Annotated in this window: 21 protein-coding genes and 2 tRNA genes; 9 read left to right on the plus strand and 14 right to left on the minus strand. The window is 71.8% G+C overall.

The window, feature by feature from the left end:
• Positions 1-32: 32 nt before the first annotated feature.
• A complete protein-coding gene (locus ACN26Z_RS26510; protein WP_370461611.1) occupies positions 33-107 on the plus strand; it encodes a 50S ribosomal protein bL37 in 75 nt (24 codons plus the stop codon).
• Between the two features lie 81 nt (positions 108-188).
• Here ACN26Z_RS26510 and rsrA read toward each other — a convergent pair whose 3' ends face one another.
• The 5 genes from rsrA to ACN26Z_RS26535 form a co-directional block, all read right to left on the minus strand.
• Positions 189-476 (minus strand): mycothiol system anti-sigma-R factor, encoded by a 288-nt coding sequence (gene rsrA, locus ACN26Z_RS26515; protein ID WP_093405211.1) that lies wholly within the window; start codon positions 474-476, stop codon positions 189-191.
• Between the two features lies 1 nt (position 477).
• Entirely contained in the window at positions 478-1,293 is an 816-nt protein-coding gene (locus ACN26Z_RS26520; protein ID WP_170863445.1) for a sigma-70 family RNA polymerase sigma factor, read from the minus strand.
• 246 nt (positions 1,294-1,539) lie between these two features.
• A complete protein-coding gene (locus ACN26Z_RS26525) occupies positions 1,540-2,151 on the minus strand; it encodes an alpha/beta family hydrolase (RefSeq protein ID WP_421463871.1) in 612 nt (203 codons plus the stop codon).
• 42 nt (positions 2,152-2,193) lie between these two features.
• On the minus strand, positions 2,194-2,586 hold the full coding sequence (locus ACN26Z_RS26530; protein WP_093405204.1) for a WhiB family transcriptional regulator: 393 nt from the start codon (positions 2,584-2,586) through the stop codon (positions 2,194-2,196).
• A gap of 196 nt (positions 2,587-2,782) precedes the next feature.
• Positions 2,783-3,493 carry an SOS response-associated peptidase gene (locus tag ACN26Z_RS26535; protein WP_282236948.1) on the minus strand — a complete coding sequence of 237 codons (711 nt, stop codon included), beginning with the start codon at positions 3,491-3,493 and terminating at the stop codon, positions 2,783-2,785.
• 102 nt (positions 3,494-3,595) lie between these two features.
• Between ACN26Z_RS26535 and aroA the strand changes: the two genes are divergently transcribed.
• The 4 genes from aroA to ACN26Z_RS26555 all read left to right on the plus strand — a co-directional run bounded on the left by aroA (position 3,596) and on the right by ACN26Z_RS26555 (position 7,907).
• Positions 3,596-4,900, plus strand: a complete 1,305-nt coding sequence (gene aroA, locus ACN26Z_RS26540) for a 3-phosphoshikimate 1-carboxyvinyltransferase (protein WP_093405199.1) — start codon at positions 3,596-3,598, stop codon at positions 4,898-4,900.
• On the plus strand, positions 4,870-5,991 hold the full coding sequence (gene rsgA, locus ACN26Z_RS26545) for a ribosome small subunit-dependent GTPase A (RefSeq protein WP_421463874.1): 1,122 nt from the start codon (positions 4,870-4,872) through the stop codon (positions 5,989-5,991). The genes aroA and rsgA overlap by 31 nt, the downstream gene beginning before the upstream one ends.
• 109 nt (positions 5,992-6,100) lie before the next feature.
• A complete protein-coding gene (gene hisN, locus ACN26Z_RS26550) occupies positions 6,101-6,913 on the plus strand; it encodes a histidinol-phosphatase (RefSeq protein ID WP_421463876.1) in 813 nt (270 codons plus the stop codon).
• Positions 6,914-6,962: 49 nt separating this feature from the next.
• Positions 6,963-7,907, plus strand: coding sequence for a hypothetical protein (locus ACN26Z_RS26555; protein WP_282240697.1), 945 nt, complete (start codon positions 6,963-6,965; stop codon positions 7,905-7,907).
• On the opposite strand, the gene ACN26Z_RS26560 is transcribed toward ACN26Z_RS26555, so the two are convergent.
• The gene (locus ACN26Z_RS26560) at positions 7,862-9,064 is read right to left on the minus strand and encodes a glycosyltransferase (RefSeq protein ID WP_421463878.1); all 1,203 of its coding nucleotides are present in this window, start codon (positions 9,062-9,064) and stop codon (positions 7,862-7,864) included. The two genes, ACN26Z_RS26555 and ACN26Z_RS26560, sit on opposite strands and share 46 nt — an antisense overlap.
• A gap of 135 nt (positions 9,065-9,199) precedes the next feature.
• On the opposite strand from ACN26Z_RS26560, the gene ACN26Z_RS26565 reads away from it, so the two are divergent.
• Positions 9,200-10,192: an SDR family oxidoreductase gene (locus ACN26Z_RS26565; protein WP_282236944.1), complete on the plus strand. Its 993-nt coding sequence runs from the start codon at positions 9,200-9,202 to the stop codon at positions 10,190-10,192.
• An 87-nt stretch (positions 10,193-10,279) separates the two neighbouring features.
• Positions 10,280-10,852, plus strand: a complete 573-nt coding sequence (locus ACN26Z_RS26570; RefSeq protein WP_093405184.1) for a DUF5709 domain-containing protein — start codon at positions 10,280-10,282, stop codon at positions 10,850-10,852.
• Here the strand turns inward: ACN26Z_RS26570 and ACN26Z_RS26575 are convergent.
• Positions 10,849-11,511, minus strand: a complete 663-nt coding sequence (locus tag ACN26Z_RS26575; RefSeq protein ID WP_282236943.1) for a response regulator — start codon at positions 11,509-11,511, stop codon at positions 10,849-10,851. The genes ACN26Z_RS26570 and ACN26Z_RS26575 overlap by 4 nt on opposite strands.
• Positions 11,508-12,632, minus strand: coding sequence for a MacS family sensor histidine kinase (macS, locus tag ACN26Z_RS26580; protein WP_421463881.1), 1,125 nt, complete (start codon positions 12,630-12,632; stop codon positions 11,508-11,510). The genes ACN26Z_RS26575 and macS overlap by 4 nt, the downstream gene beginning before the upstream one ends.
• Before the next feature lie 116 nt (positions 12,633-12,748).
• Here macS and ACN26Z_RS26585 point away from each other — a divergent pair, with 116 nt between their 5' ends.
• Positions 12,749-13,222 (plus strand): ATP-binding protein, encoded by a 474-nt coding sequence (locus ACN26Z_RS26585; RefSeq protein ID WP_421463883.1) that lies wholly within the window; start codon positions 12,749-12,751, stop codon positions 13,220-13,222.
• A 37-nt stretch (positions 13,223-13,259) separates the two neighbouring features.
• Here ACN26Z_RS26585 and ACN26Z_RS26590 read toward each other — a convergent pair whose 3' ends face one another.
• The 6 genes from ACN26Z_RS26590 to ACN26Z_RS26615 form a co-directional block, all read right to left on the minus strand.
• Positions 13,260-14,090 (minus strand): phosphoribosylaminoimidazolesuccinocarboxamide synthase, encoded by an 831-nt coding sequence (locus ACN26Z_RS26590; protein ID WP_421463885.1) that lies wholly within the window; start codon positions 14,088-14,090, stop codon positions 13,260-13,262.
• A gap of 87 nt (positions 14,091-14,177) precedes the next feature.
• Entirely contained in the window at positions 14,178-14,417 is a 240-nt protein-coding gene (locus tag ACN26Z_RS26595; protein ID WP_139233146.1) for a hypothetical protein, read from the minus strand.
• Positions 14,418-14,533: 116 nt separating this feature from the next.
• A tRNA-Met gene (locus ACN26Z_RS26600) sits at positions 14,534-14,607 on the minus strand.
• Between the two features lie 149 nt (positions 14,608-14,756).
• Positions 14,757-14,830 (minus strand) — tRNA-Met (locus ACN26Z_RS26605).
• Between the two features lie 182 nt (positions 14,831-15,012).
• Positions 15,013-18,036 carry a UPF0182 family protein gene (locus tag ACN26Z_RS26610; RefSeq protein WP_170863443.1) on the minus strand — a complete coding sequence of 1,008 codons (3,024 nt, stop codon included), beginning with the start codon at positions 18,034-18,036 and terminating at the stop codon, positions 15,013-15,015.
• 101 nt (positions 18,037-18,137) lie between these two features.
• Positions 18,138-19,151: a YlbL family protein gene (locus tag ACN26Z_RS26615; RefSeq protein WP_093405169.1), complete on the minus strand. Its 1,014-nt coding sequence runs from the start codon at positions 19,149-19,151 to the stop codon at positions 18,138-18,140.
• Positions 19,152-19,266: 115 nt separating this feature from the next.
• Here ACN26Z_RS26615 and ACN26Z_RS26620 point away from each other — a divergent pair, with 115 nt between their 5' ends.
• Entirely contained in the window at positions 19,267-20,565 is a 1,299-nt protein-coding gene (locus tag ACN26Z_RS26620) for a zinc-dependent metalloprotease (RefSeq protein WP_421463888.1), read from the plus strand.
• Positions 20,566-20,570 lie beyond the last annotated feature (5 nt).

Below are 20,570 nucleotides of genomic sequence, written 5' to 3' on the forward strand. Positions count from 1 at the left end.
CTGCCTGATCCGGCCATCACGAGGAGGTCACCATGGCGAAGAAGGCCCGTAAGAAGAAGGCCCGCAAGAAGAGCGCCGCGAACCACGGCAAGCGCCCCAACTCCTGAGCCGGCGGGCGGCTGCCCGCCGCGATCGGACGACGGACACAGCGGTGCCCGGGTCGGAATCGACCCGGGCACCGGCGCTTGTCAGTCGGCCAGTTCGCGCGACTCGCTGGTCTCGAAGACGACGAGTTCGCTGATCCGTACCCGCAGTCGTTCGCGCAGTTCATCCGGCGCGGACTCGTTGCCGCAGCAGCGGGCCACCAGCGCCTTGACCTCCTGCTCGATGCCGTACTCGCGCAGGCAGGGACCACACTCGTCGAGATGGTGCCGGATCAGCGTCCGTCGTTCCTCCGCGCACTCCAGGTCGAGGTAGAGGTAGACCTCGGCGAGCACCTCACGGCAGTCCGTCTCGTGCGGATCTCCACAGCTCACGTCACACCTCCCGGCCGGTGGCGGCGGTCGAGCTCCGGGCCGGCTGGGCCGCGGAGAAACCCCGCTCCGCGGCGTACCCCTCAAGCAGCTTGCGCAGATTACGACGCCCACGGTGCAACCGCGACATCACGGTGCCGATCGGCGTGCCCATGATGTCGGCGACCTCCTTGTAGGAGAAGCCCTCGACATCGGTGAGATAGACCGCCAGCCGGAACTCCTCCGGCAGTTGCTGGAGGGCCTCCTTGATGTCGCTGTCCGGCAGCCGGTCCAACGCCTCGGTCTCGGCGGACCGCAGCCCGCTGGAGGTGTGCGACTCCGCCTCGGCCAGCTGCCAGTCGGTGATCTCGTCGGTGGGCGCCTGCACCGGTTGGCGCTGCCGCTTGCGGTACGAGTTGATGTAGGTGTTGGTCAGGATCCGGTAGAGCCAGGCCTTCAGGTTCGTGCCCTGCTCGAACTGGTGGAAGGCGGCATATGCCTTCAGGTAGGTCTCCTGGACCAGATCCTCGGCATCCGCCGGGTTACGCGTCATCCGCAGGCCGGCCGCGTACAGCTGATCGACGAATGGCATCGCGTCCCGTTCGAACCGGGCCCTGCGCTCGTCCGTCTTCTCCGTGGTCAACCGCACATCCCCTCGGGTTGGATGCTTCCCCGCCGAGGATACGCGCACCGACCTCCCGGAAGATTCGGTTCCGACGGGTGTGCCCGTCGCCACCTCGGCCGGTGGCACCGCCGCCGGCCACTTCGGGCCGGCCAGCAGCTGCCTGAGCTGCCGTGCCTCCCGCTCGTCGTGTTCCCGGCTCCGGATCTCGGTCGGCACCGGTCACCCCCTCGCACAGTGGTTGTCCGAGGTGTTCAACACCCGCCGTGGGGCGGGACATTCCGGCTCGGCCCGGGCGTTCCTGGTCCCCGCCCCGGCGGTGCGACCGTGGCTGGGACCAGGAAGGGCCTGGGAGCCCGGTGTCGCCGCCCGGACGGGCGCTGGGACACCATCGGGTGCAACGAAGCGGCGCGGCCGGCGGACACGGCACCCGGGGCACGGTGCCCGGCGGCGACCCGCCTGCCCTCAGGCTGCGGCCCAGCCGTGCTCGCGCAGCCAGTCCAGCACCAGTGCGGCCGTACCGACCGGGTCGCCCCGCAGGTCGTGCCGCTCCCCGGGCCGGACCGTGACCCGTATCCCCGGGCCCGGCTCCGGCACACCGAACGGATCCCGGTCCCCGTTCACCACCAGGGTCGGCACACCGGTCACCAGCTCACCTGCCCGGCTCCGCTCCGGTCGACCGGGCGGATGCAGCGGGAAGGCGAGTGCCACCACCCCGGCAGCGCCCACCGCGGTCGCCGTCCGGCAGGCCACCCGGGCGCCGCTGGAGCGGCCACCGACCACCAGCGGTACGCCCGGATGCCGCTGCCGCAGCACCGTCAACACGACGGACCAGGCCTCGTCGAGGTGCCCGGCCGGGGCCGGCGCACGGCGACCGGCGACCCGGTACGGCTGGGTCACCCGCACCACGACCAGCCCGGTGGTCACCGCCGCGTCGCGCAGGGCGATCAGATCCGGGGCGTCGACGCCGCCGCCGGCCCCGTGCCCCAGCACCAGCAGGGCTCGGGGCGGGCCGGACGGCTGATCGGTGTCTACCCGAGCGGGGCCGCGCGGGGTTTCGAGGACGTTGTCGGGCACCGTCCCATTGAACCCTTTTCGACCTGGCCCGGGCCCCGTCGGTCAGCTCAACGGCACCAGGGTGAGCAGCCGGTCGCGTACCGGCGGACCCGGCTCACCGGCGGCATCTGGATCGGGTTGCACCTCGCTGCGCCAGGCGACCAGCATCGCCCGCCGTTCCCGCGGGGTGGTGCCACCCCAGACACCGTGGCAGTCGCCGACCTCCAGCGCCCACGCCAGGCAGGAGCCCTGCACGTCGCAGCTGCGGCACAGGGCCACCGCCGCGTCGGCCGGCTCGTTCGGCGCCGGAAAGAACGTTTCCGGGTCGACGCTCTGACAGGTGCCTCTGGTACGCCAGGCTTCGTCCTGTCGCCGCTCACGCAACGCCCGCAACAGTCGCGGATCACGTCGCGCGGCGGCCACCTCGTGCGGACGGGGCATACGCGCCCGTGTCATCCACCCACCTCCCCCGTGGGACCAGCAATATCGATGGAGATCGTTCACCCAACGCGAACGACACCCACCACCGGCGCTGTGTTGTATCGCATTTGCGCGCACGGGTACAAGACTTCGCCGGGAAGTTGGCAGAACGTGCGCGTCACCTTTCACCCGCAACCGCAGCAAATCACTCCCGACAATGTGCCGGGCGGGATCAGAAGAGCGTCGTCTCCGTCGACTCGGCGGGACGGGTCAGCGGCACCCGGGCGGTCAGCCCCGGACCGTCGTTGCGCACATCGCCCACGGCCCGCCCCACCGGCCGCACCTCCAACCGGGCCAGCCAGTCCACCGGCGGCGGTACGAGCAACTCGGCCCGGTCCTCACCACCGCCCAGCCAGGTCGCCCAGCGCTCGGGTGGCAGCAGCAGGGGCATCCGGTCATGCACCTCGGCCAGTTCGCCGAGCGCCGCGGTGGTCAGCACGCTGAAGGTCAGCAGCGTCGCGTCCGGGCCGTCCCAGCGCGACCAGATGCCGGCGAAGGCGAGCACCGAGCCGTCGCGTGGGGTCATGTAGTACGGCTGCTTCGTGCCGCCGGCCAGCCGCACCCACTCGTACCAGCCGTCCGCGGGAATCAGGCACCGACGGCGGGCAAAGGCCGGAGCGTAGGCCCGGCTGGTGGCGACCGTCTCGGCACGCGCGTTGATCATGCGGGCCGCACCGGCCGGCGAGCGGGACCACGGTGGCACCAGACCCCAGCGGCCCAGCGAGAGCGCCCGGTGCCCCTCGGCGCTGACCCGGACCAGCGGCACCCGGTCGGTGGGCGCCACGTTGTGGTCGGCGACCAGCCCGTCGCCGGTCTCGTCGACGGCCTCGAACAGGCCGCTCAGGTCACCGGCGCTCCGGGTCGTGGCGTACCTACCGCACATGTCGCTCACGCTAGCGCGCGGCACGCAGAGCGGCTGTCCCGTTCCCCGGGAGTGGCCGGTGACCGTAGCGGCCACCGGGCCACGGCACGGCAGAATGTACCTGTGGGGAATGTGACCGCGACCCGGCCGCTACAGCCGTGGACCGCACCGACGGCCAGTGACCCGGTGTCGGCGTCGCTGCGCCTGCCCGGCTCCAAGTCGATGACCAACCGGGCTCTGGTGCTGAGCGCGTTGGCCGCCGGGCCCTCGACCCTGTCCCTGCCGTTGCGGGCCCGGGACACCGAGCTGATGGCCGCCGCGCTGCGGGCGATGGGTGCCCACGTCTCGATCGCCGACGACGACCGCTGGCTGGTCCGGCCGCACCGGTTGTTCGGCCCGGCCCAGGTCGACGTGGGGCTCGCCGGCACGATCATGCGCTTCGTGCCACCGGTGGCGGGGCTGGCCGACGGGCAGGTCACCCTCGACGGTGACCCGTCCGCCCGCACCCGCCCGCTCGGCCCGCTGATCGAGGCGCTGCGCTCGCTCGGCGTACGCGTCGACACCCCCGCCTCGGGCAGCCTGCCACTGGTGGTGCTGGGCACCGGTCGGGTGACCGGCGGCGAGGTCGTGATCGACGCCTCGGCCTCCAGCCAGCTGGTCTCCGGTCTGCTGCTCGCCGCCCCACGCTTCGACCGGGGGCTGGTGGTCCGGCACGTCGGGCCGCCGGTGCCCTCCGCACCGCACCTGCGGATGACCGTGCAGATGCTGCGCGCCGCCGGCGCCGCGGTCGACGACAGCACCCCCGACGTCTGGGCGGTCGAGCCCGGGCCGCTTACCGGTCGCAGCTGGGAGATCGAGCCGGATCTCTCCGGTGCGGTGCCGTTCTTCGCCGCCGCCCTGGTCACCGGCGGCGAGGTGACCCTGCGCGGCTGGCCGGCGCGGGGCAGCGCCCAGCCGGTGGAGCGACTGCGCTCACTGTTGCAGCAGATGGGGGCGGAGGTCGCGCTCACCACCGAGGGGTTGACGGTGCGCGGCACCGGCCCGGTGAAGGGGTTGCACGCCAACCTGTCCGACGTCAGCGAACTGACCCCGGCGCTGACCGCGCTGGCCATGCTCGCCGACTCGCCCTCGGTGTTCACCGGAGTCAGTCACATCCGGGGCCACGAGACGGACCGGCTGGCCGCGCTGAACCGGGAGTTCACCGGGCTCGGCGCGGACATCACCGAGTCGGCCGACGGCTTGGAGATCCGGCCCCGGCCGCTGCACGGTGGCGTGTTCCGCACCTACCATGATCACCGGATGGCACACGCGGCGGCGGTGGCCGGGCTGGTGGTGCCGGGCGTCGAGTTGGACGACGTGTCGTGCACCTCGAAGACCATGCCCGAGTTCCCGGCACTATGGTCGGCACTGGTGACCGGCAAGAGCTGAGCGGAAGAAGGGCGGCCCTGGCGACCAGGCGGCGGGAGTACGACGAGGACGACGTCCGGGTCCGGCCCGGCAGGTCCTCCCGCCCGCGTACCCGGACCCGGCCCCGGCACGCCGACGCCAAGGACGGTTTCGTCATCGCGGTCGATCGCGGACGGTACACCTGCGTCCTGCCCGGTGCCGGGCCGGACGACCCCACCGTCACTGCGATGCGGGCCCGCGAGCTGGGCCGTAAGTCCGTCGTGGTCGGCGACCGGGTCGGGCTGGTCGGCGACACCTCCGGTTCGTCCGGTGCGCTGGCCCGCATCGTGCGGATCGAAGCACGCCGGTCCGTGCTGCGGCGCACCGCCGAGGACGACGCCAGCACCGCCGAGGGGCGGCTGGAACGGGTCGTCGTCGCCAACGCCGACCAGCTCGTCATCGTCAGCGCGCTGGCCGACCCGCCGCCGCGTACCGGCTTCATCGACCGCTGCCTGGTCGCCGCGTACGACGCGGACATCGAACCGCTGCTCTGCCTGACCAAGGCGGACCTGGCCGGGCCGGAAAAGGTGCTCGACTACTACACCGAACTCGAACTGCCGTACCTGCTCATCCGGCCGGACTCCCCGCTGGACGCGCTGCGCAGCCTGCTGACCGGCCGGGTCTCGGTGCTCGTCGGTCACTCCGGGGTGGGCAAGTCGACGCTTGTCAACCGACTGGTGCCGGAGGCCGAACGGGCGGTCGGCACGGTCAGCGCGATCGGCCGGGGGCGGCACACCTCGACCAGCGCGGTGGCACTGCGGCTGCCCGCGCCACCCGACGCGCAGCAGGATCCGGGCTGGATCGTGGACACCCCGGGGGTACGCAGCTTCGGGCTCGCCCACGTCTCGGCGGAGAGCCTGCTGCACGGCTTTCCGGATCTGGTCGAAGCCACCGCCGACTGCCCGGCGAACTGCCCACACACCGCCGACGAGGCCGACTGCGCACTCGACGCCTGGGTGGCGGCAGGGCGGGCCGACCCGCGCCGGTTGGCCTCGTACCGCCGGTTGCTGGCCTCCCGGGCCGGGGAGACCGAATCCCGGACCGAGCCCGACCCGCACGGGCGCCCGGAGTGACCCTGGCGGGACGACCCGCCGACGTCGCGGTGCTGACGGTAGCGCCACCGACGTGGGCGTCGCCGGCCCCCGGCCATGTGCCGGTGGCGGCGTCGCTACCGTGTCCCGCATGACCGGGTACGCCGCTGACCTGACCCTCGCCCACCGGCTCGCCGACGCCGCCGACGCCCTGTCGACGGCCCGGTTCCGCGCCCTGGACCTGCGGGTCGAATCGAAGCCCGACCTGACCCCGGTCTCCGACGCGGACACCGCCGTGGAACGGGAGATCCGGGCCCTGCTGGCCGAGCACCGGCCCGACGACGGGCTGCTCGGCGAGGAGTACGGCGCGACACCCGCCGCCGGCACCCGCCAGTGGGTGGTGGACCCGATCGACGGCACCAAGAACTTCGTCCGGGGCGTACCGATCTGGGCCACGCTGATCGCCCTGGTGGAGGACGGCCGCCCGGTCGCCGGGCTGGTCTCCGCGCCGGCCCTTGGGCGCCGCTGGTGGGCGGCGCAGGGCACCGGGGCGTACGCGGGCCCGGACGCCGCCCACGGAACGCCCATCCGGGTTTCCGGGGTGACCCGGTTGGCCGACGCCAGCCTCTGCTACTCCTCGCTGGACGGCTGGGAGAAGGCCGGCCGGCTCGACGCGGTGCTGCAACTGATGCGGGACACCTGGCGCAGCCGGGCCTACGGCGACTTCTACGGTTACATGCTGTTGGCCGAGGGCGCGCTGGACGTGATGATCGAGCCCGAGTTGTCCCTCTGGGACGTGGCCGCGCTGGTACCCATCGTGACCGAAGCAGGCGGCACGATCACCGATCTGGCCGGCCGTCCGGCCCCGGCAGGCGGCGACAACAGCACTCTGGCCAGCAACGGCGCGCTGCATCCCGACATCCTTCACCGGCTCGGTAGCCCGCCGCGCATTGACGCCCGGTAACCTCTATCCTCGCCAGGTGGCTACCTCCGGTTGGTGTTTCCTGGCGGCGATGATCGTCGCGTACGGCGTCGCCAACCTGTTGCAGTCGGTCGCCGCCGCCCGCACCACCGTGCATCACACCTTCGATCCCGGGTTGCTGCTGCGCCTGGCCGGACACCGCACCTATCTGGTCGGGCTGGCTTGCCAGGTCGCCGGGTTCGTCCTGGCCTTCCTGTCCCGGCGTGACCTGCCGCTGTTCCTGGTGCAAGCGAGCGTGGCCGCCGGGCTCGGCGTCACCGCCCTGCTCGGCGTGGTCCTGCTGAAGTGGCGGCTGCCGGTGGCCGAGGTCGCGCTGCTGGTGCTGCTCTTCGCCGGAATCACCGCGCTGGTCCTCGCCGCGCGGCCGGCGCCGTCGAAGGCCCTCGGCACCGCCGGCATGCTCGCCCTGCTGGTGGCCCTGGCAGTGATCGCGGTGCTGGGCATCTTCGCGGTCCGGTTGCACGGCGCGCCGGGGTCGGTGGCGCTCGGCTCACTGGCCGGGCTGGCCTTCTCCGCCGCCGCGGTGGCGGCCCGACCGCTGGCCTCCGCGTCGAGCTGGGACGCGTTCCTCGGTGACCCGCTGCTCTACCTGCTCGTCGGCCATTCCGTGGTCGGCCAGCTGCTGCTCGGACTGGCGATGCAGCGCGGTTCCACCACGGCCGCGGTGGCCGCCATGGACGCGGCCGGCGCCGTGCCCGCCGCCATCGTCGGGTTGCTGCTGCTCAACGACAAGATCTGGCCGGGCCGGGAGTGGCTCGCCGGAATCGGGTTCCTGGTCACCCTCGCCGCGGTCGTCGGGCTCACCCGGTACGCGGAGCCGCAGCATCAGCATGCTGTCACCCGGGCGGTGGTGGGTGTTCCGCCGCCGCTCGTGACGCCGCCCGCGGCCCGTGTCGCAGGCCCGGCCGGCGTCATCGCTGATCCGTTGCCTCAGGCCGCCTCGACCGGCCTGCGTCGGCCCACCACCCGCTCGTAGAGCCGTTCCAGCGCACTTGCCGTGCGTTCCCAGGTGTAGCTGCACCGCACCCGGTCGACCGCGGCGTGCCCGTACGCGAAGCGGCCGGCGTTGTCGGCGAGCAGCCTACGTAGCGTCATCCCCAGGGTCCGTACGTCACCCGGTGGCACCAGCTTGCCGGTCACCTCGTCGACCACGGCGTCGGCGATGCCACCCATGGCGTAGCCCACCACCGGGACGCCACAGGCCATCGCCTCCAGCGACACCCGCCCCGCCGACGAGTAGTGCGGAGTGCAGGCCACCACGTCGGCCGAGCGGTACCAGGTGGCCATCTGCTCGTGCGGCACCGCGCCGACCAGGTGCACCTGCTCACCGACCCCGACCCGATCGGCCAGTTCCCGCAGCCGACGGGCCTCGGCGTGGTTTGCCAGTCGGTCCGTCGGTGGCCCACCGGCGATCACCAGCTCCGCGTCACCGACCAGGCGCATCGCTCTGATCAGGTCCTCCTGGCCGTGGCCGCGCCCGAGCCCGCCCACCGAAAGTATCCGGGGACGCTGCTCACGCGGAGCGGCCTCGCCGTCGGGGTGGAAGCGCTCGGTGTCGACCCCGGTCGGAACCATCGCGACCGACGTGCGTTGCAGGCCCATCCGGGTCAACTCGTCGACCTCGTCGTTGCACTGGGCGACCGCGATGTCCACCGCCCGGGTCAGCGCCCGCTCCAGCGGAATGCGGGTGCCCGGCCCGTCGTACTGGGCGCCGAGGTGACGCAGCTGTTCCATGCCGATCGAGTGGAACGTCTGCACCATCGGGATGTCGGTCTCCCGCACGGCGTGCGCGGCGGCCAGGCCCCCGATCCAGTAGTGGCCGTGCACCACCTCGGGAGCCCAGTCGGCGGACCACCGGTCGGCCAGCCATTCACCGAACGCCGCCACGTAGGGCACCAGTTCGGCCGTGGGGATCGGCGCGACCGGGCCCACCGGTGCCCGCTCCACGCGGTAGCCGTCCACGATGTCGGTCTCCGTCGCCTCGGGGTCGTCCCGACGGGTGTAGACCCGAACGTCGTGACCTCGCCCGGCCAGTTCGGCCGCGACCCGTGCGATGTGCTGGTAGGTGCCGACGACGGTTCCGTCGCCGGACGGCGGCGCAGCGGCGTGGGCACAGACAAGGCCGACGCGCATGGGTCACCTCCATGCGGATGAGGCGGTGGTCTCCGGTCAGAGCGTCCCATTAACCGGCCTCCGACGAGCCGAAACCTCGCAGATCCGGGGCACGCTCGGCGGCATGACCCGGACACCACGGGGTACCGATGAGGAATGCCCCTCGCCCGAAACCTGGCCGACGCGACCATCGTCATCACTGGCGCGTCCAGTGGCATCGGCACCGCGACCGCGTACGCCCTGGCCCGTCACGGCAGCACCGTGGTGCTGGCCGCGCGCTCCGAGCCGGCCCTGCGGGAGGTGGCCCGGCACTGCCGTGAGCTGGGCGGTCGCACCCTCGTGGTGCCCACCGACGTGACCGACGCGGACGCGATGCGACGGCTCGCCGCGACCGCGGTGACGGAGTTCGGCCGGATCGATGCCTGGATCAACAACGCCGCGGTCGGCACCATCGGGTTGTTCGACGAGATCCCGGTGGCCGAGTTCCGCCGGGTACTGGACGTCAACCTGCTCGGCACGGCGAACGGGATCCGGGCCGCGCTGCCGCACCTCACCGCGGCCGGTGGCGGCGTCGTGGTCAACAACGCCTCGGTGCTGGCCGAGGTGGCGATGCCGTACCAGTCTCCGTACAACGCAGCCAAACACGCTGTCCGGGGACTGTCCGACACGGTCCGCCAGGAGCTGCGCGTCACCGGCCGGGGGGCCGTCTCGATCTGCACCGTGCTGCCGGCCACCATCGACACTCCGTTCTTCCGGCACGCCGCCAATCACAGCGGCCGTCAGGTTCTGCCGCCGCCGCCGGTCTATCCGCCGGAGGTGGTCGCGGAGACGATCGTCCGGTTGCTGAAGCGGCCCCGCCGGGAGGCGTACGCCGGCGGGGCCGCCCGCCTGGTCGGCATGCAGTGGCGGCTGGTGCCCGCGCTGGCCGAGAGGGTCCTCGGCTGGTACGGGCGGTACACCCAGTTCGGGCCGCTACCGACCGCGGACACCAGCGGTAACGTCTTCCGGGCCGACGCCGCGGCGACTGCGGAGGGCGGCTGGCACGGCCGGCGTCGCCAGCTGGTCCGGATCTCCGCCGCTTTCGGGCTGGCCGCCGCCGGCACCGCCGTCGGCACGGTCGCCGCCCTGGCCCGCCGGATCGCCCGCTGAGCGCGGACGGGCGGCGTGACGGCCCCGGCCGACCAACCGCCCCGCCTGGACCGGTTACGGCGGGAGGGCAACGGGTAGTGGTCAGTCATGCGCGACGACGAGTACCCGACCCCCGTGTCCGATCCCGAGGCCGACGGCCTGCCCGACACCGCCGACGACGATTCGACGGCCGGGGACGACGTGCTGACCGGACGGGAAGCGGACGGCCCGGCACCGGCTCAGCTGCCCGGTGACCGGACGCCGGTGGCGGTCGACGAGTTCGGCACCACCGCCGAGGAACAGCTCGACGGCGAGTCGTTGGACTACAAGCTGGGCCGGGAACGGTTCGAGCTGCCGGTCGACGACCCGCTGGCCGGACCGGTCGACCCGGACATCGCGGCCGAGGCGGACAGCCGGGAGCAGGCGGCGCAGGCGCAGCTCGACGCCGACGTGATCGATCCGGGCCCCACCTCCGACCCGAAGTCCCCGGTTTCCCTCTACGACCACGACCGGTTGGGCACCAGCGCGGACGCCACCGTCGGCCGGCTGGTCGAACCGGACGAAGGGGCGCACACCGACCAGGAGACCGATTCGATCGCGTACGACGCGGGGGCCGCCGGTGGCGGGGCCAGCGCCGAGGAACTGGCCGTGCACGAGACCCGGCCGCCGCACTCGGTCTAGTCGTCCAGGCCGCGTTCGATCGCGTACCGGGTCAGCTCCACCCGGTTGTGCAACTGGAGCTTGCCGAGCGTGTTCTGCACGTGGTTCTGCACCGTACGGTGCGACAGCCCGAGCCGCTCGGCGATCTGCCGGTACGACATCCCCTTGGCCACCAGACGCAGCACCTCGGTTTCCCGGTCGGTGAGCCGGGGTGCCGCGTCCCGGGTGTCGGCCGCCGCGTGATCACCCCCGGCGGCCAGTCGGCGGTACTCGCCGAGGACCAGTCCGGCCAGGCCGGGTGTGAAGACCGGATCGCCCGCGGCGGTGCGCCGCACCGCCTCCAGAAACTCCGCCAGCCCGGCGGATTTGAGCAGGTAGCCGGTAGCGCCGGCCTTCACCGCGTCGAGCACGCCCTGCTGCTCACCGCTGGCCGAGAGCATGAGTATCCGCACCGGGGGGTGCGCCGTCCGCAGTCCGTTGATCACCTCGACGCCGGAGATGTCCGGCAGTTGCAGGTCGAGCACCACCACGTCGGGACGGGCCGCGGCGACCACCCGGATCGCCTGGCGGCCCTCACCGCAGCTGGCCACCACCTCGTGGCCCGCCTCGGCCAGGTCACGAGCCACCCCTTCCCGCCACATCGGGTGGTCGTCCACGACCATCACGCGTACGCCGCTCATGACTGCCTCCTCGGCACGGTGAGTTCCACCTCGGTGCCGGCACCCGGTGTCGAGCTGATCCGGGCGGTACCGCCCAGGTCGGCCAGCCGCCCCCGGATGGCCTGGGCAACACCCAACCGTCCCTGGGCCGCCGCCTCGTTCAGCCGCTCGGGCGGGAAACCCGGCCCCTCGTCCCGGATCGACACGGTGACCGCCGACCCCTCGTCCTCGACCAGCACCCAGGCTCGACCGCCGCCGTGCCGGACCGTGTTGTCGAGCGCCGCTGCGACGGCCGCCGCCAGTTCGCGGGCCACCGCCGGGGGCAGCGGCACCGGGCCCGCCGGTGCGGACAGCGACACGGTGGCCGAAGCGTGCCGGCCGAGCAGCGTACGCAGGTCCACCGGTGCGTCGGCGGCACCCGCCGGAAGCGGTCCGGCACCGGAGATCAACGAGCGCAACGCCATCTCCTGCTCCCCGGCCAGCCGGGCCAGTTCGCCGGCTTCCCCGTCGAGGTGGGCACCCCGCCGCTGCACCAGCGCGAGCACCTGGAGCACCGAGTCGTGGATGTCGCGGGCCAGCCGTTCCCGCTCCCGGGTGGCGGCCTCCAACTCGACAGCCCGGTGCAGCCGCTCCCCGGCGGTCACCGTCAGCCGGGCGACGTGCCCGACCACCACGCCGGCGAGCAGCATCAGGATCGCTCCGTTGAACGCGCTCGGGGTGACCATGCCCCTGGTCGCCAGGTCGGTCGCGCCGAGCACCAGCGCCGCGACCGCGCCCCGCCGCCGCCCGCCGCAGACGGCCCAGGCCAGCACCGGCCCACTCAGCCAGGCCACCGGGAGGGTCGGCAGCCCCGCGTCGAGGGCCGACCGGCCCATCACCCACGGGGTGGCCAGCAGAATCGCCACCACCACGCCCAGATCGGCCAGGAGCAGCGGCCAGCCACGCCGCGCCGGATCCGCGTACCCGATCGCGGTGACGGCCGTCCAGAACGCCATGAACAGCACCAGCGCCGTCGCGGCGAGGGGATGGGCGTAGCGGTCCGCGTCGCGGATCAACACCACACAGACGTACGCCAGGGAGGCCACCCGGAAGACCGCGACGGCCCGCCAGAGCGGCACCTCGAAACCACCGGCAGCAGGCACGTGCGCCACGATGCCACAGGCCCTCAGGGCCCCCTGCGGCCAATGCACCTCGACCAACCCTGACGTACGGTGGTAAAAGCCGCGTAAACCTCTGCGATCTCTGTCGGGACGGGGCCATGACGAACGCAGGATCTCCCCCACCGCGTACGGTGGTGCCCATCGAACACGCCCTCCTGATCGCCGATGCCTTCGACCAGGCCCAGGTGACCGAGCTCCGACACTCGGTCGCCGCCTGCGCGCGCACCGCCGGGCTGCGCGACGACCGGCTGGACGACTTCGTGCTCGCCGTCAACGAGCTGATCACCAACGCGGTGCGGCACGGCGGCGGACAGGGCTGGCTGCGGCTGTGGGAAGAGCCCGGCCTGGTGTTGTGCGAGGTCGCCGACCACGGTCCGGGCATCAGCACCCAGAATCTCGACAACCGCAGCCGACCCGCGCCGGAGACGGCCGGCGGGTGGGGCCTCTGGCTGGCCCGCGAGCTGACCGACGCGATGGACGTCGAGACCGGGTCGGCCGGCACCACGGTACGCATCATCACCGCGACCGTCCCCGCCGAGCAGCACGTCGGCCGCCACCGCAGCGGCGAATAGCGACGGACCGGCCCGCCAGTCCTATTGCCGGTCGCTCTTACCAGCGCTCGCCGGTCAGCTTCTCGTAGACGTCCACGTAACGGGCCCGAGTGGCGTCGACCACATCGGCGGGCAACTCCGGAGCCGGGCTCCGCTTGTCCCAGCCGCTACGCGCCGCCCAGTCCCGTACGTACTGCTTGTCGTAGGAGAACTGGGCGCGCCCTGGCTGGTAGGACTCCGCTGGCCAGAACCGGGACGAGTCCGGGGTGAGCAGCTCGTCGCCGAGGACCAGGGTGCCGTCCGGCGCCCAACCAAGCTCGATCTTGGTGTCGGCGACCAGGATGCCCCGGTCGGCCGCCAGTTCGGCGCCCCGGCAGTACACGTCGATGGTCAGCCGCCGCAGCCGGTCGGCGGTCTCCGCGCCAACCTTGTCGACCACCTCGGCGAAGGTCATCGGCTCGTCGTGCTCGCCCGCCGGCGCCTTGGTGGACGGGGTGAAGATCGGCTCCGGCAGGATGGACGCCTCGACCAGCCCGCGCGGCAGCTCGACGCCGGAGACACTCCCGGTGTTCTCGTACTCCTTCATGCCGCCACCGGTGAGGAAACCCCGGGCGACGCACTCGACCGGAACCATTTCGAGCCGGCGGCAGCGGATCGCCCGGCCGGCGAACTCCGGCGGCACGTCGGTGGCCGAGATGACGTGGTTGGGTACCAGGTCGGCCAGCTGCTCGAACCACCACAGCGACAACGCGGTGAGCAGCTTGCCCTTGTCCGGAATCGGGGTCGGCAGCACCACGTCGTAGACGGAGACGCGGTCGGAGGCGACCAGGATCAGGTCATCGCCCTCGGCGTAGACATCCCTCACCTTGCCCGAGTGCAGAAGTTCCACGCGGACAAGTAGACCATGTGCCGGGCGTACCGCCGCTGGCGGTCCACCGCCCGACCGCCAGGGCGCGCACGGCCTCGGTACGGCTGGTCAGCGCCGGCGGCGGGTCATCCGGATCACCAGCAGGACGATCACGGCCACCACCGCCAGGCAGCAGAGCAGACTCAGGAAACCGAAGACGCCGAAACCGCGCCCGCGCCGTCGAGCCGCCTCCACCACCAGTTCGCCGGTGCCGGTCGACGCCCACGCCGCGACCGGAACGAAAACCGTAAGCACGACCGTACCCAGGAGCGTGCCGAGCCGCCCCCACCACCTACCGAAGGAAGACATGCGCCCATCCTCGCCGAGACGCGCAACCTCGGCCGGCCGAACACGCTCGGGTCGACGCCGTGGACAGCCGGACAACGACAGTGGCCCCGGACGGATCCGGGGCCACTTCATTGCAGTAGCGGGGACAGGATTTGAACCTGCGACCTCTGGGTTATGAGCCCAGCGAGCTACCGAGCTGCTCCACCCCGCGTCGGTAGGACCAGCCTACCCCATCCGTAACGGGCTCCATCACCAGCCCCACCCGTAACGCCCGGGGGTCGGGGTGCCGCCCCGCTGGACCACCGCCTGCCCTGGATGACCGAAAGAGGCCCCGGACGAATCCGGGACCTCTTCTCGCAGTAGCGGGGACAGGATTTGAACCTGCGACCTCTGGGTTATGAGCCCAGCGAGCTACCGAGCTGCTCCACCCCGCGTCGGTAGATCCACCGTAGCGCACCACCCCCGCTGCCCGCAAAACGACCCACGGAACGCCCGGTTCCACCGCCGCCACACCGCCGATTTCCGGTGGGCGCTCAGCTCAGTCGCCGCTCAGACACGGTGAAGCCCGCGGCAGTGGCGAGGAACGCCGAGCCGCGGGCTTCACCGTGTGAGTCGGTCAGCCGGTCGGTGAGGGACTACCGGAAGGGGCTGGCGGGCTCGGCGTGCCGTTGGTGCCCGCCGCCTGCTGAGCCTGCTGGAAGGCGGTGAGCGCCTCGTCCAGCGCGGCCAGCGCCCGACCGTACCGTTCGAAGTCCCCGGATGCCTGGGCGGCACGCACCTCGGTGATCGCGGCCCGTACCCGCTCGGCGGCCGCACCGAGGTCGCCGGTGAGCGGCGGGGCGTCGCTCGGCGACGGAGTGGCTGTCGGCGACGGAGGTGGCTCCTCACCCTCGGGCGGTGGCTCCTCACCTCCGGCCGGCGGCGGCGGGTTACCGGCGGCTGCCTGCTTGCCCTGCTCGACCAGCTGCTTGATGCCGTCGGCGACGTTGTCCGCCAGGACGACGTAGGAGCCCCCGTCGCCGTACGACATCAGCACCTTCTGCAGCAGCGGATACGCGTCCTGCTGGTTGCTCTTGACGTAGACCGGCTCGACGTACAGCATCCCGTTGCCGAAGGGCAGCGAGAGCAGGTTGCCGTACTGCACCTGGGCCTGGTTGGAGGAGAGCAGGTTCAGCTGCTGCCGGATGGTGGCGTTGGTGTTTGTCATCCGCTGGTGCACCTGCACCGGACCGGAGATCGCCGTCTGGTCCGGCAGCTCCAACACCTGCAACGTCGGCCTGCCGTCCTGGTACGAACCGGAGATCAGTGCGGCCAGGTTCTGCCGACCGTTGGGGGTGACCGCGCTGGTGAGCTGGAAGCGTGGCGCATCCTGGCCCGGGAACTGCGTGTAGAGGTAGTACGGCGGCTGCTTCTGCCCGCTGTCCGGCGCGTCCGGCACGTTCGGCACCTGCCAGAAGTCCTGGCCGGAGTAGAAGTCGCCGGGGTTGGTGACGTGGAACCGGGTCAGCAGGTTGCGCTGCACCTTGAACAGGTCGGCCGGGTACCGGAAGTGGTCGGCCAGCGCCGGCGGGATCTCGGCGCGTGGTTTGATCAGGTCACCGCCGAACGCCTTGTTCCACGCCTTGAGCACCGGGTCGTTCTCGTCGAACTCGTAGAGAACCACAGTGCCGTCGTACGCGTCGACGGTCGCCTTCACCGAGTTGCGGATGTAGTTGACGTTCTCCCGGGCCAGCTGGATGGTGCCCCGGCCGGTCAGCTCGTCGGTGGTTTCCTGCTGGAGGTTGACCCGTTCCGCGTACGGATAGGTCGCGGCGGTGGTGTAACCGTCGACGATCCACTGCACCCGGCCGTCGACCAGGGCGGGGTAGGGGTCACCGTCAAGCGTGAGGAACGGCGCGACCTTCTCCACCCGGTCCCGGGGGTTACGCACGTAGAGCAGCTTGGAGTTGTCGTTGACCGCCTCGGAGAGCAGGAAGTTCGCCTCCTGCTCCTTGATGGCGTAGAGCAGGCGACGGGTGAACGAGCCGATCTCGACGCCGCCGGAACCGGTGTAGGTGTAGTACGACTCGGGTCCCTCACCGTCCTCGCCGCTCTCGCCCGCCGGGCGGTCGAACTCGGCCGGGTTGGCGTCCGCGTTCGGCTTGCCGACGATGGCGTAGTCACCGGTGGCCATCCGCTCGCCGAAGTAGATCCGGGGCTGGCTCGCCGGAATCAGGTCGGTCGGCGCGGCGCACGACTCCTGCGACCGCTCGCCGAGCGAACCGGAGACGAAGAACGGCTGCCCACCGCAGACCACCCGGTTCGCGGGCGCGGCCACCACCCCGTAGCCGTGGGTGTAGACGGTGTGCCGGTTGATCCAGTTGCTCTGCTGCGCGGTCAGCTCGCCGTAGTTGATCTCACGTACGCCGACCACGTAGTCCTGGGTGGCGCCGTTCAGCGTGTACCTGTCGATGTCGAGCTTGGGACCGAAGTCGTAGAAGCCACGGACCTGCTGGAGCTGGGTGTAGGTCTCGCTCACCAGCTGCGGATCGAGCAGCCGGACATTCGGCACCACTGACGTGTCGGTGGCCAGGCTCTCCGGCGGGTTCAGGTTGTTGGCCGAGTACGCCGAACTCTGGGTGATGTCCAGCCCGAACGACGCGCGGGTGGCGTCGATGCTGCGCTGGATGTACGGCGCCTCCTTGTCCCGGGCGCTGGGCTTGACCTCGAAGGTCTGCACCGCCCACGGGTAGATGCCGCCGATCGCCACCGCGGAGACGCCGAGCAGGGCCAACGAGATGCCCGGCCAGACCAGGTTGCGCATCCAGGCGTTGGAGAACACGATGATCGCGATCGCGACCACCACGGAGATGTAGGCGAGGATCTCCTTGGCCGGCAGCAGGGCGTTGATGTCGGCGTAACCGGCGCCGTAGACGTTCACGCCGTCGTTGTACTCCAACAGCATCGCTCGCCGGTCCAGCACGTACGCGACGGCCTTGAGTAGGACGAAGACCGCGACCAGCGTGCTCAGGTGGGCCCGGGCGGCGTTGCTCATCCGGTCGCCGACGCCCTGCAGGCGTACCCCGCCGAACAGGTAGTGCACGGCCAGCGCGCCGATCAGCGCCAGCACCACCGAGGTGAAACCGAGCCCCAGCAGGAACCGCCAGAACGGCAGCTGGAAGACGTAGAAGCCGACATCGACGCCGAACTCCGGGTCGTCCACACCGAAGTTGCCGCCGTGCAGGAAGAGCAGCCACTGGTTCCAGCGGCTCTGCGCCGACAGTCCGGCGAAGAGGCCGACGACAGCGGCGGCCGCGGTGATCCACAGACCCAGTCGGGGGCCGAGCAGCATCCGGTACCGCTCCAGGGTGGCCTGTTCCGGTGAGTGGGGTCGCATCCGTGGGCGTAGCCGTTGCGCGAGCCAGAGATTGCCGCCGACGATCGCCGCCATCGCCAGGCCCGCGGCCAGGAAGAGCAGCAGCCGGGTGACCAGCACCCCCCGGAAGACCTCGGTGTAGTCGACCTCGGAGAACCAGAGCCAGTCCGTCCAGGCCTGCACTCCCCAGCCGAGCAGGGTGAACAGCACGAACACCCCGATCAGGACCCCGATCGTGACGCGTCCGCGTCGGCTCATCCTCGGCAGGGGGCTGCTGCTACGCATGACCACTGTTGGCTCCGCACGCTCGTTATGATCGGCTCCGACCAGGCACCCAGAGTACGGGGTGTTCCTGAAAGCGTGAGCGCAAGGTCATGCCGCGCGGCTCAGCAGTACGCCGGCTCGCCCCCGGAACGCAGCGTCGCCATCGCGTCCAACGCCTCGTCGAGCGTGCCCACCTTCACCAACGGCAGGTCCGGCTGCCGGTTACGGACCGCCTCGGCGCAGTTGGCCGCCGGCACCAGGAACGCGGTGGCGCCGGCCTGTTTCGCTCCGACCAACTTCTGCGGGATGCCACCGATCGGGCCTACCTGCCCGGAGTCGTCGATGGTGCCGGTGCCGGCGATGATCCGACCGCCGGTCAGGTCGTCCGGGGTCAGCTTGTCGATGATGCCCAGGGCGAACATCAGACCCGCGCTGGGGCCACCGATGTCCTTCAGGTCGAAGGAGAGGGTGAACGGGTGGGGCTGCTGCTGCTCGATCTCGATCCCGATCCGGGGCCGACCGTCGTGCTCCTGGCTGGTGATGGTGTCGGTTCGCGCGGCGCCGTCCCGGGTGTACCCGATCCGCAGGGCCGTGCCGGCCGGCTTGGCCCGGATGAGTTCGGTCAGCCGGGAGGCGAACGGCACCGGCTCACCGTCTACCGACGTCACCACGTCGCCGGGGCGCAGCACCGCGGCCGACGGCCCGTCGGCCGCGACCGTCTTGACCACGACCTGCACCTCGTAGCCGAGTTCCCGCAGCGCGGCGGTCTCCGCGCTGGTCTGCGAGACCTGGAAGTCCTCGGCGTTGCGCTGTTCCACCTCTTCCTGGGTCTCCCCCGGCGGGTAGACCAGTTCCCGCGGCACCACAGCCTGTTCGTCGGAGAGCCAGCCCTGGATGGCCGAGCGGAGCTTGACGCCGGGCTGCACCCCCACCGTGGTCAGCCGCAGTTGGCCGGCGGAGGTGGAGGTTTCCCGGCCGGTGACCTGGATGACCTCCTTGCCATCCTCCTGGCCCAGCGTGTCGACGGTCGGGCCGGGTCCGAGCACCACGTACGGAACGGGCGCGCCGAGCACCCCGATGCTGAGCAGTGCGGTGAGCAGGGCACCGAGCAGGACGGTCAGGCCGCGACGTCTCATGCGGCAGAGCGTACCGATCCCGGTCGCGGCTCCCGGTCGGCACGACGAACGACTTCGCCCTGAGCGGAACCGTGGTGGCGGCGGCTCCTGGCCCGGCGCGCGTACCGTAGACGTCGTGCCTGATATTCCGTTCGGTTTCGCGCTACCGGGTGGGCAGCCGCCCGACCCCAACGACCCTGCGCAGATGCAGCAGTTCATGTCGCAGTTGCAGCACCTGCTCTCCGCGTCGGGCAGCGGGCCGGTCAACTGGGACCTGGCTCGTCAGGTGGCGGCCAGTCAGCTCGCCGCGGCGGGCGACCCGGCGGTCTCCCCCTACGAGCGTCACGCGGTGGAGGAGGCGCTGCGCATCGCCGACCTCTGGCTGGAGCCGGCCTCCGCGCTGCCCTCGGGCATCCGCAACACGGTGTCCTGGAACCGCAACGAGTGGATCTTCAAGACGCTCGACGTCTGGCGCAAGCTGTGCGACCCGGTGGCCAGCCGGATGGTCGGCGCGATGGGCGACCTGGTCCCCCCGGAGGCCCGGGCCCAGCTCGGCCCGATGCAGTCGATGGTCGCCACCCTCGGTGGCGCGCTCTTCGGCGGCCAGCTCGGCCAGGCCCTCGGGTCGCTCGCCGCGGAGGTGCTCTCCGCCGGCGACATCGGTCTGCCGCTCGGACCGGCCGGCACGGCCGCGCTCATCCCCGCCAACATCAAGGCGTACGGCGATGGGCTGGAACTCCCCGAGGACGAGGTCCGCCTCTACGTGGCCCTGCGCGAGGCGGCGCACCAGCGGCTCTTCGAGCACGTTCCGTGGCTGCGGGGGCATGTCCTCAACGCCGTCGAGACGTACGCCGCCGGCATCCGGGTGAATCGGGAGGCGATCGAGGAGGCGATGGGACGGGTCGACCCGACCGACCCGGAGTCGATGCAGGCGATCGCCCTGGAGGGCATCTTCACACCGGAGGACAGCCCGACGCAGAAGGCGTCGCTGGCCCGGCTGGAAACCGCGCTCGCTCTGGTGGAGGGCTGGGTCTGCCACGTGGTCGACGGGGCTGCCGACGGCCGGCTGCCGAACGTCGTGGCGCTGGGCGAGGCGTTCCGTCGCCGCCGGGCGGCCGGCGGTCCGGCCGAGCAGACCTTCGCGGCCCTGGTCGGGTTGGAGCTGCGGCCCCGTCGGCTGCGCGAGGCGGCGGCGCTCTGGGCGGCGCTCACCGAGCACCGGGGGATCGCCGGCCGGGACGCGCTGTGGGGGCACCCCGACCTGCTTCCCTCCGACGACGACTTCGCCGACCCGGTGGCCTTCGCCATGGCCGACGTGGACCTGATGACCGAGTTGGAGAATTTCGACTTCTCCGCCCCGGGTGGCCCGGAGGAGAAGGCCCCGGGCGAGACGGAGCGCCGCGACGACACCGAGGGCGGCGAGGGCCGCAGCTGAAAGGC

It is taken from the genome of Verrucosispora sp. WMMD703 (assembly GCF_049178935.1).
GTDB classification, from domain to species: Bacteria; Actinomycetota; Actinomycetes; order Mycobacteriales; family Micromonosporaceae; genus Micromonospora; species Micromonospora sediminimaris.

Bases quoted from the DNA above. Each gene is read 5' to 3' on its own strand.
- ACN26Z_RS26530 (WP_093405204.1), bottom strand. From the start codon at position 2,586: ATGACACGGGCGCGTATGCCCCGTCCGCACGAGGTGGCCGCCGCGCGA.
- ACN26Z_RS26535 (WP_282236948.1), bottom strand. From the start codon at position 3,493: ATGTGCGGTAGGTACGCCACGACCCGGAGCGCCGGTGACCTGAGCGGC.
- rsgA (WP_421463874.1), top strand. From the start codon at position 4,870: ATGGTCGGCACTGGTGACCGGCAAGAGCTGAGCGGAAGAAGGGCGGCC.
- hisN (WP_421463876.1), top strand. From the start codon at position 6,101: ATGACCGGGTACGCCGCTGACCTGACCCTCGCCCACCGGCTCGCCGAC.
- ACN26Z_RS26555 (WP_282240697.1), top strand. From the start codon at position 6,963: ATGATCGTCGCGTACGGCGTCGCCAACCTGTTGCAGTCGGTCGCCGCC.
- ACN26Z_RS26560 (WP_421463878.1), bottom strand. From the start codon at position 9,064: ATGCGCGTCGGCCTTGTCTGTGCCCACGCCGCTGCGCCGCCGTCCGGC.
- ACN26Z_RS26565 (WP_282236944.1), top strand. From the start codon at position 9,200: ATGCCCCTCGCCCGAAACCTGGCCGACGCGACCATCGTCATCACTGGC.
- ACN26Z_RS26570 (WP_093405184.1), top strand. From the start codon at position 10,280: ATGCGCGACGACGAGTACCCGACCCCCGTGTCCGATCCCGAGGCCGAC.
- ACN26Z_RS26575 (WP_282236943.1), bottom strand. From the start codon at position 11,511: ATGAGCGGCGTACGCGTGATGGTCGTGGACGACCACCCGATGTGGCGG.
- ACN26Z_RS26585 (WP_421463883.1), top strand. From the start codon at position 12,749: ATGACGAACGCAGGATCTCCCCCACCGCGTACGGTGGTGCCCATCGAA.
- ACN26Z_RS26595 (WP_139233146.1), bottom strand. From the start codon at position 14,417: ATGTCTTCCTTCGGTAGGTGGTGGGGGCGGCTCGGCACGCTCCTGGGT.
- ACN26Z_RS26610 (WP_170863443.1), bottom strand. From the start codon at position 18,036: ATGCGTAGCAGCAGCCCCCTGCCGAGGATGAGCCGACGCGGACGCGTC.
- ACN26Z_RS26615 (WP_093405169.1), bottom strand. From the start codon at position 19,151: ATGAGACGTCGCGGCCTGACCGTCCTGCTCGGTGCCCTGCTCACCGCA.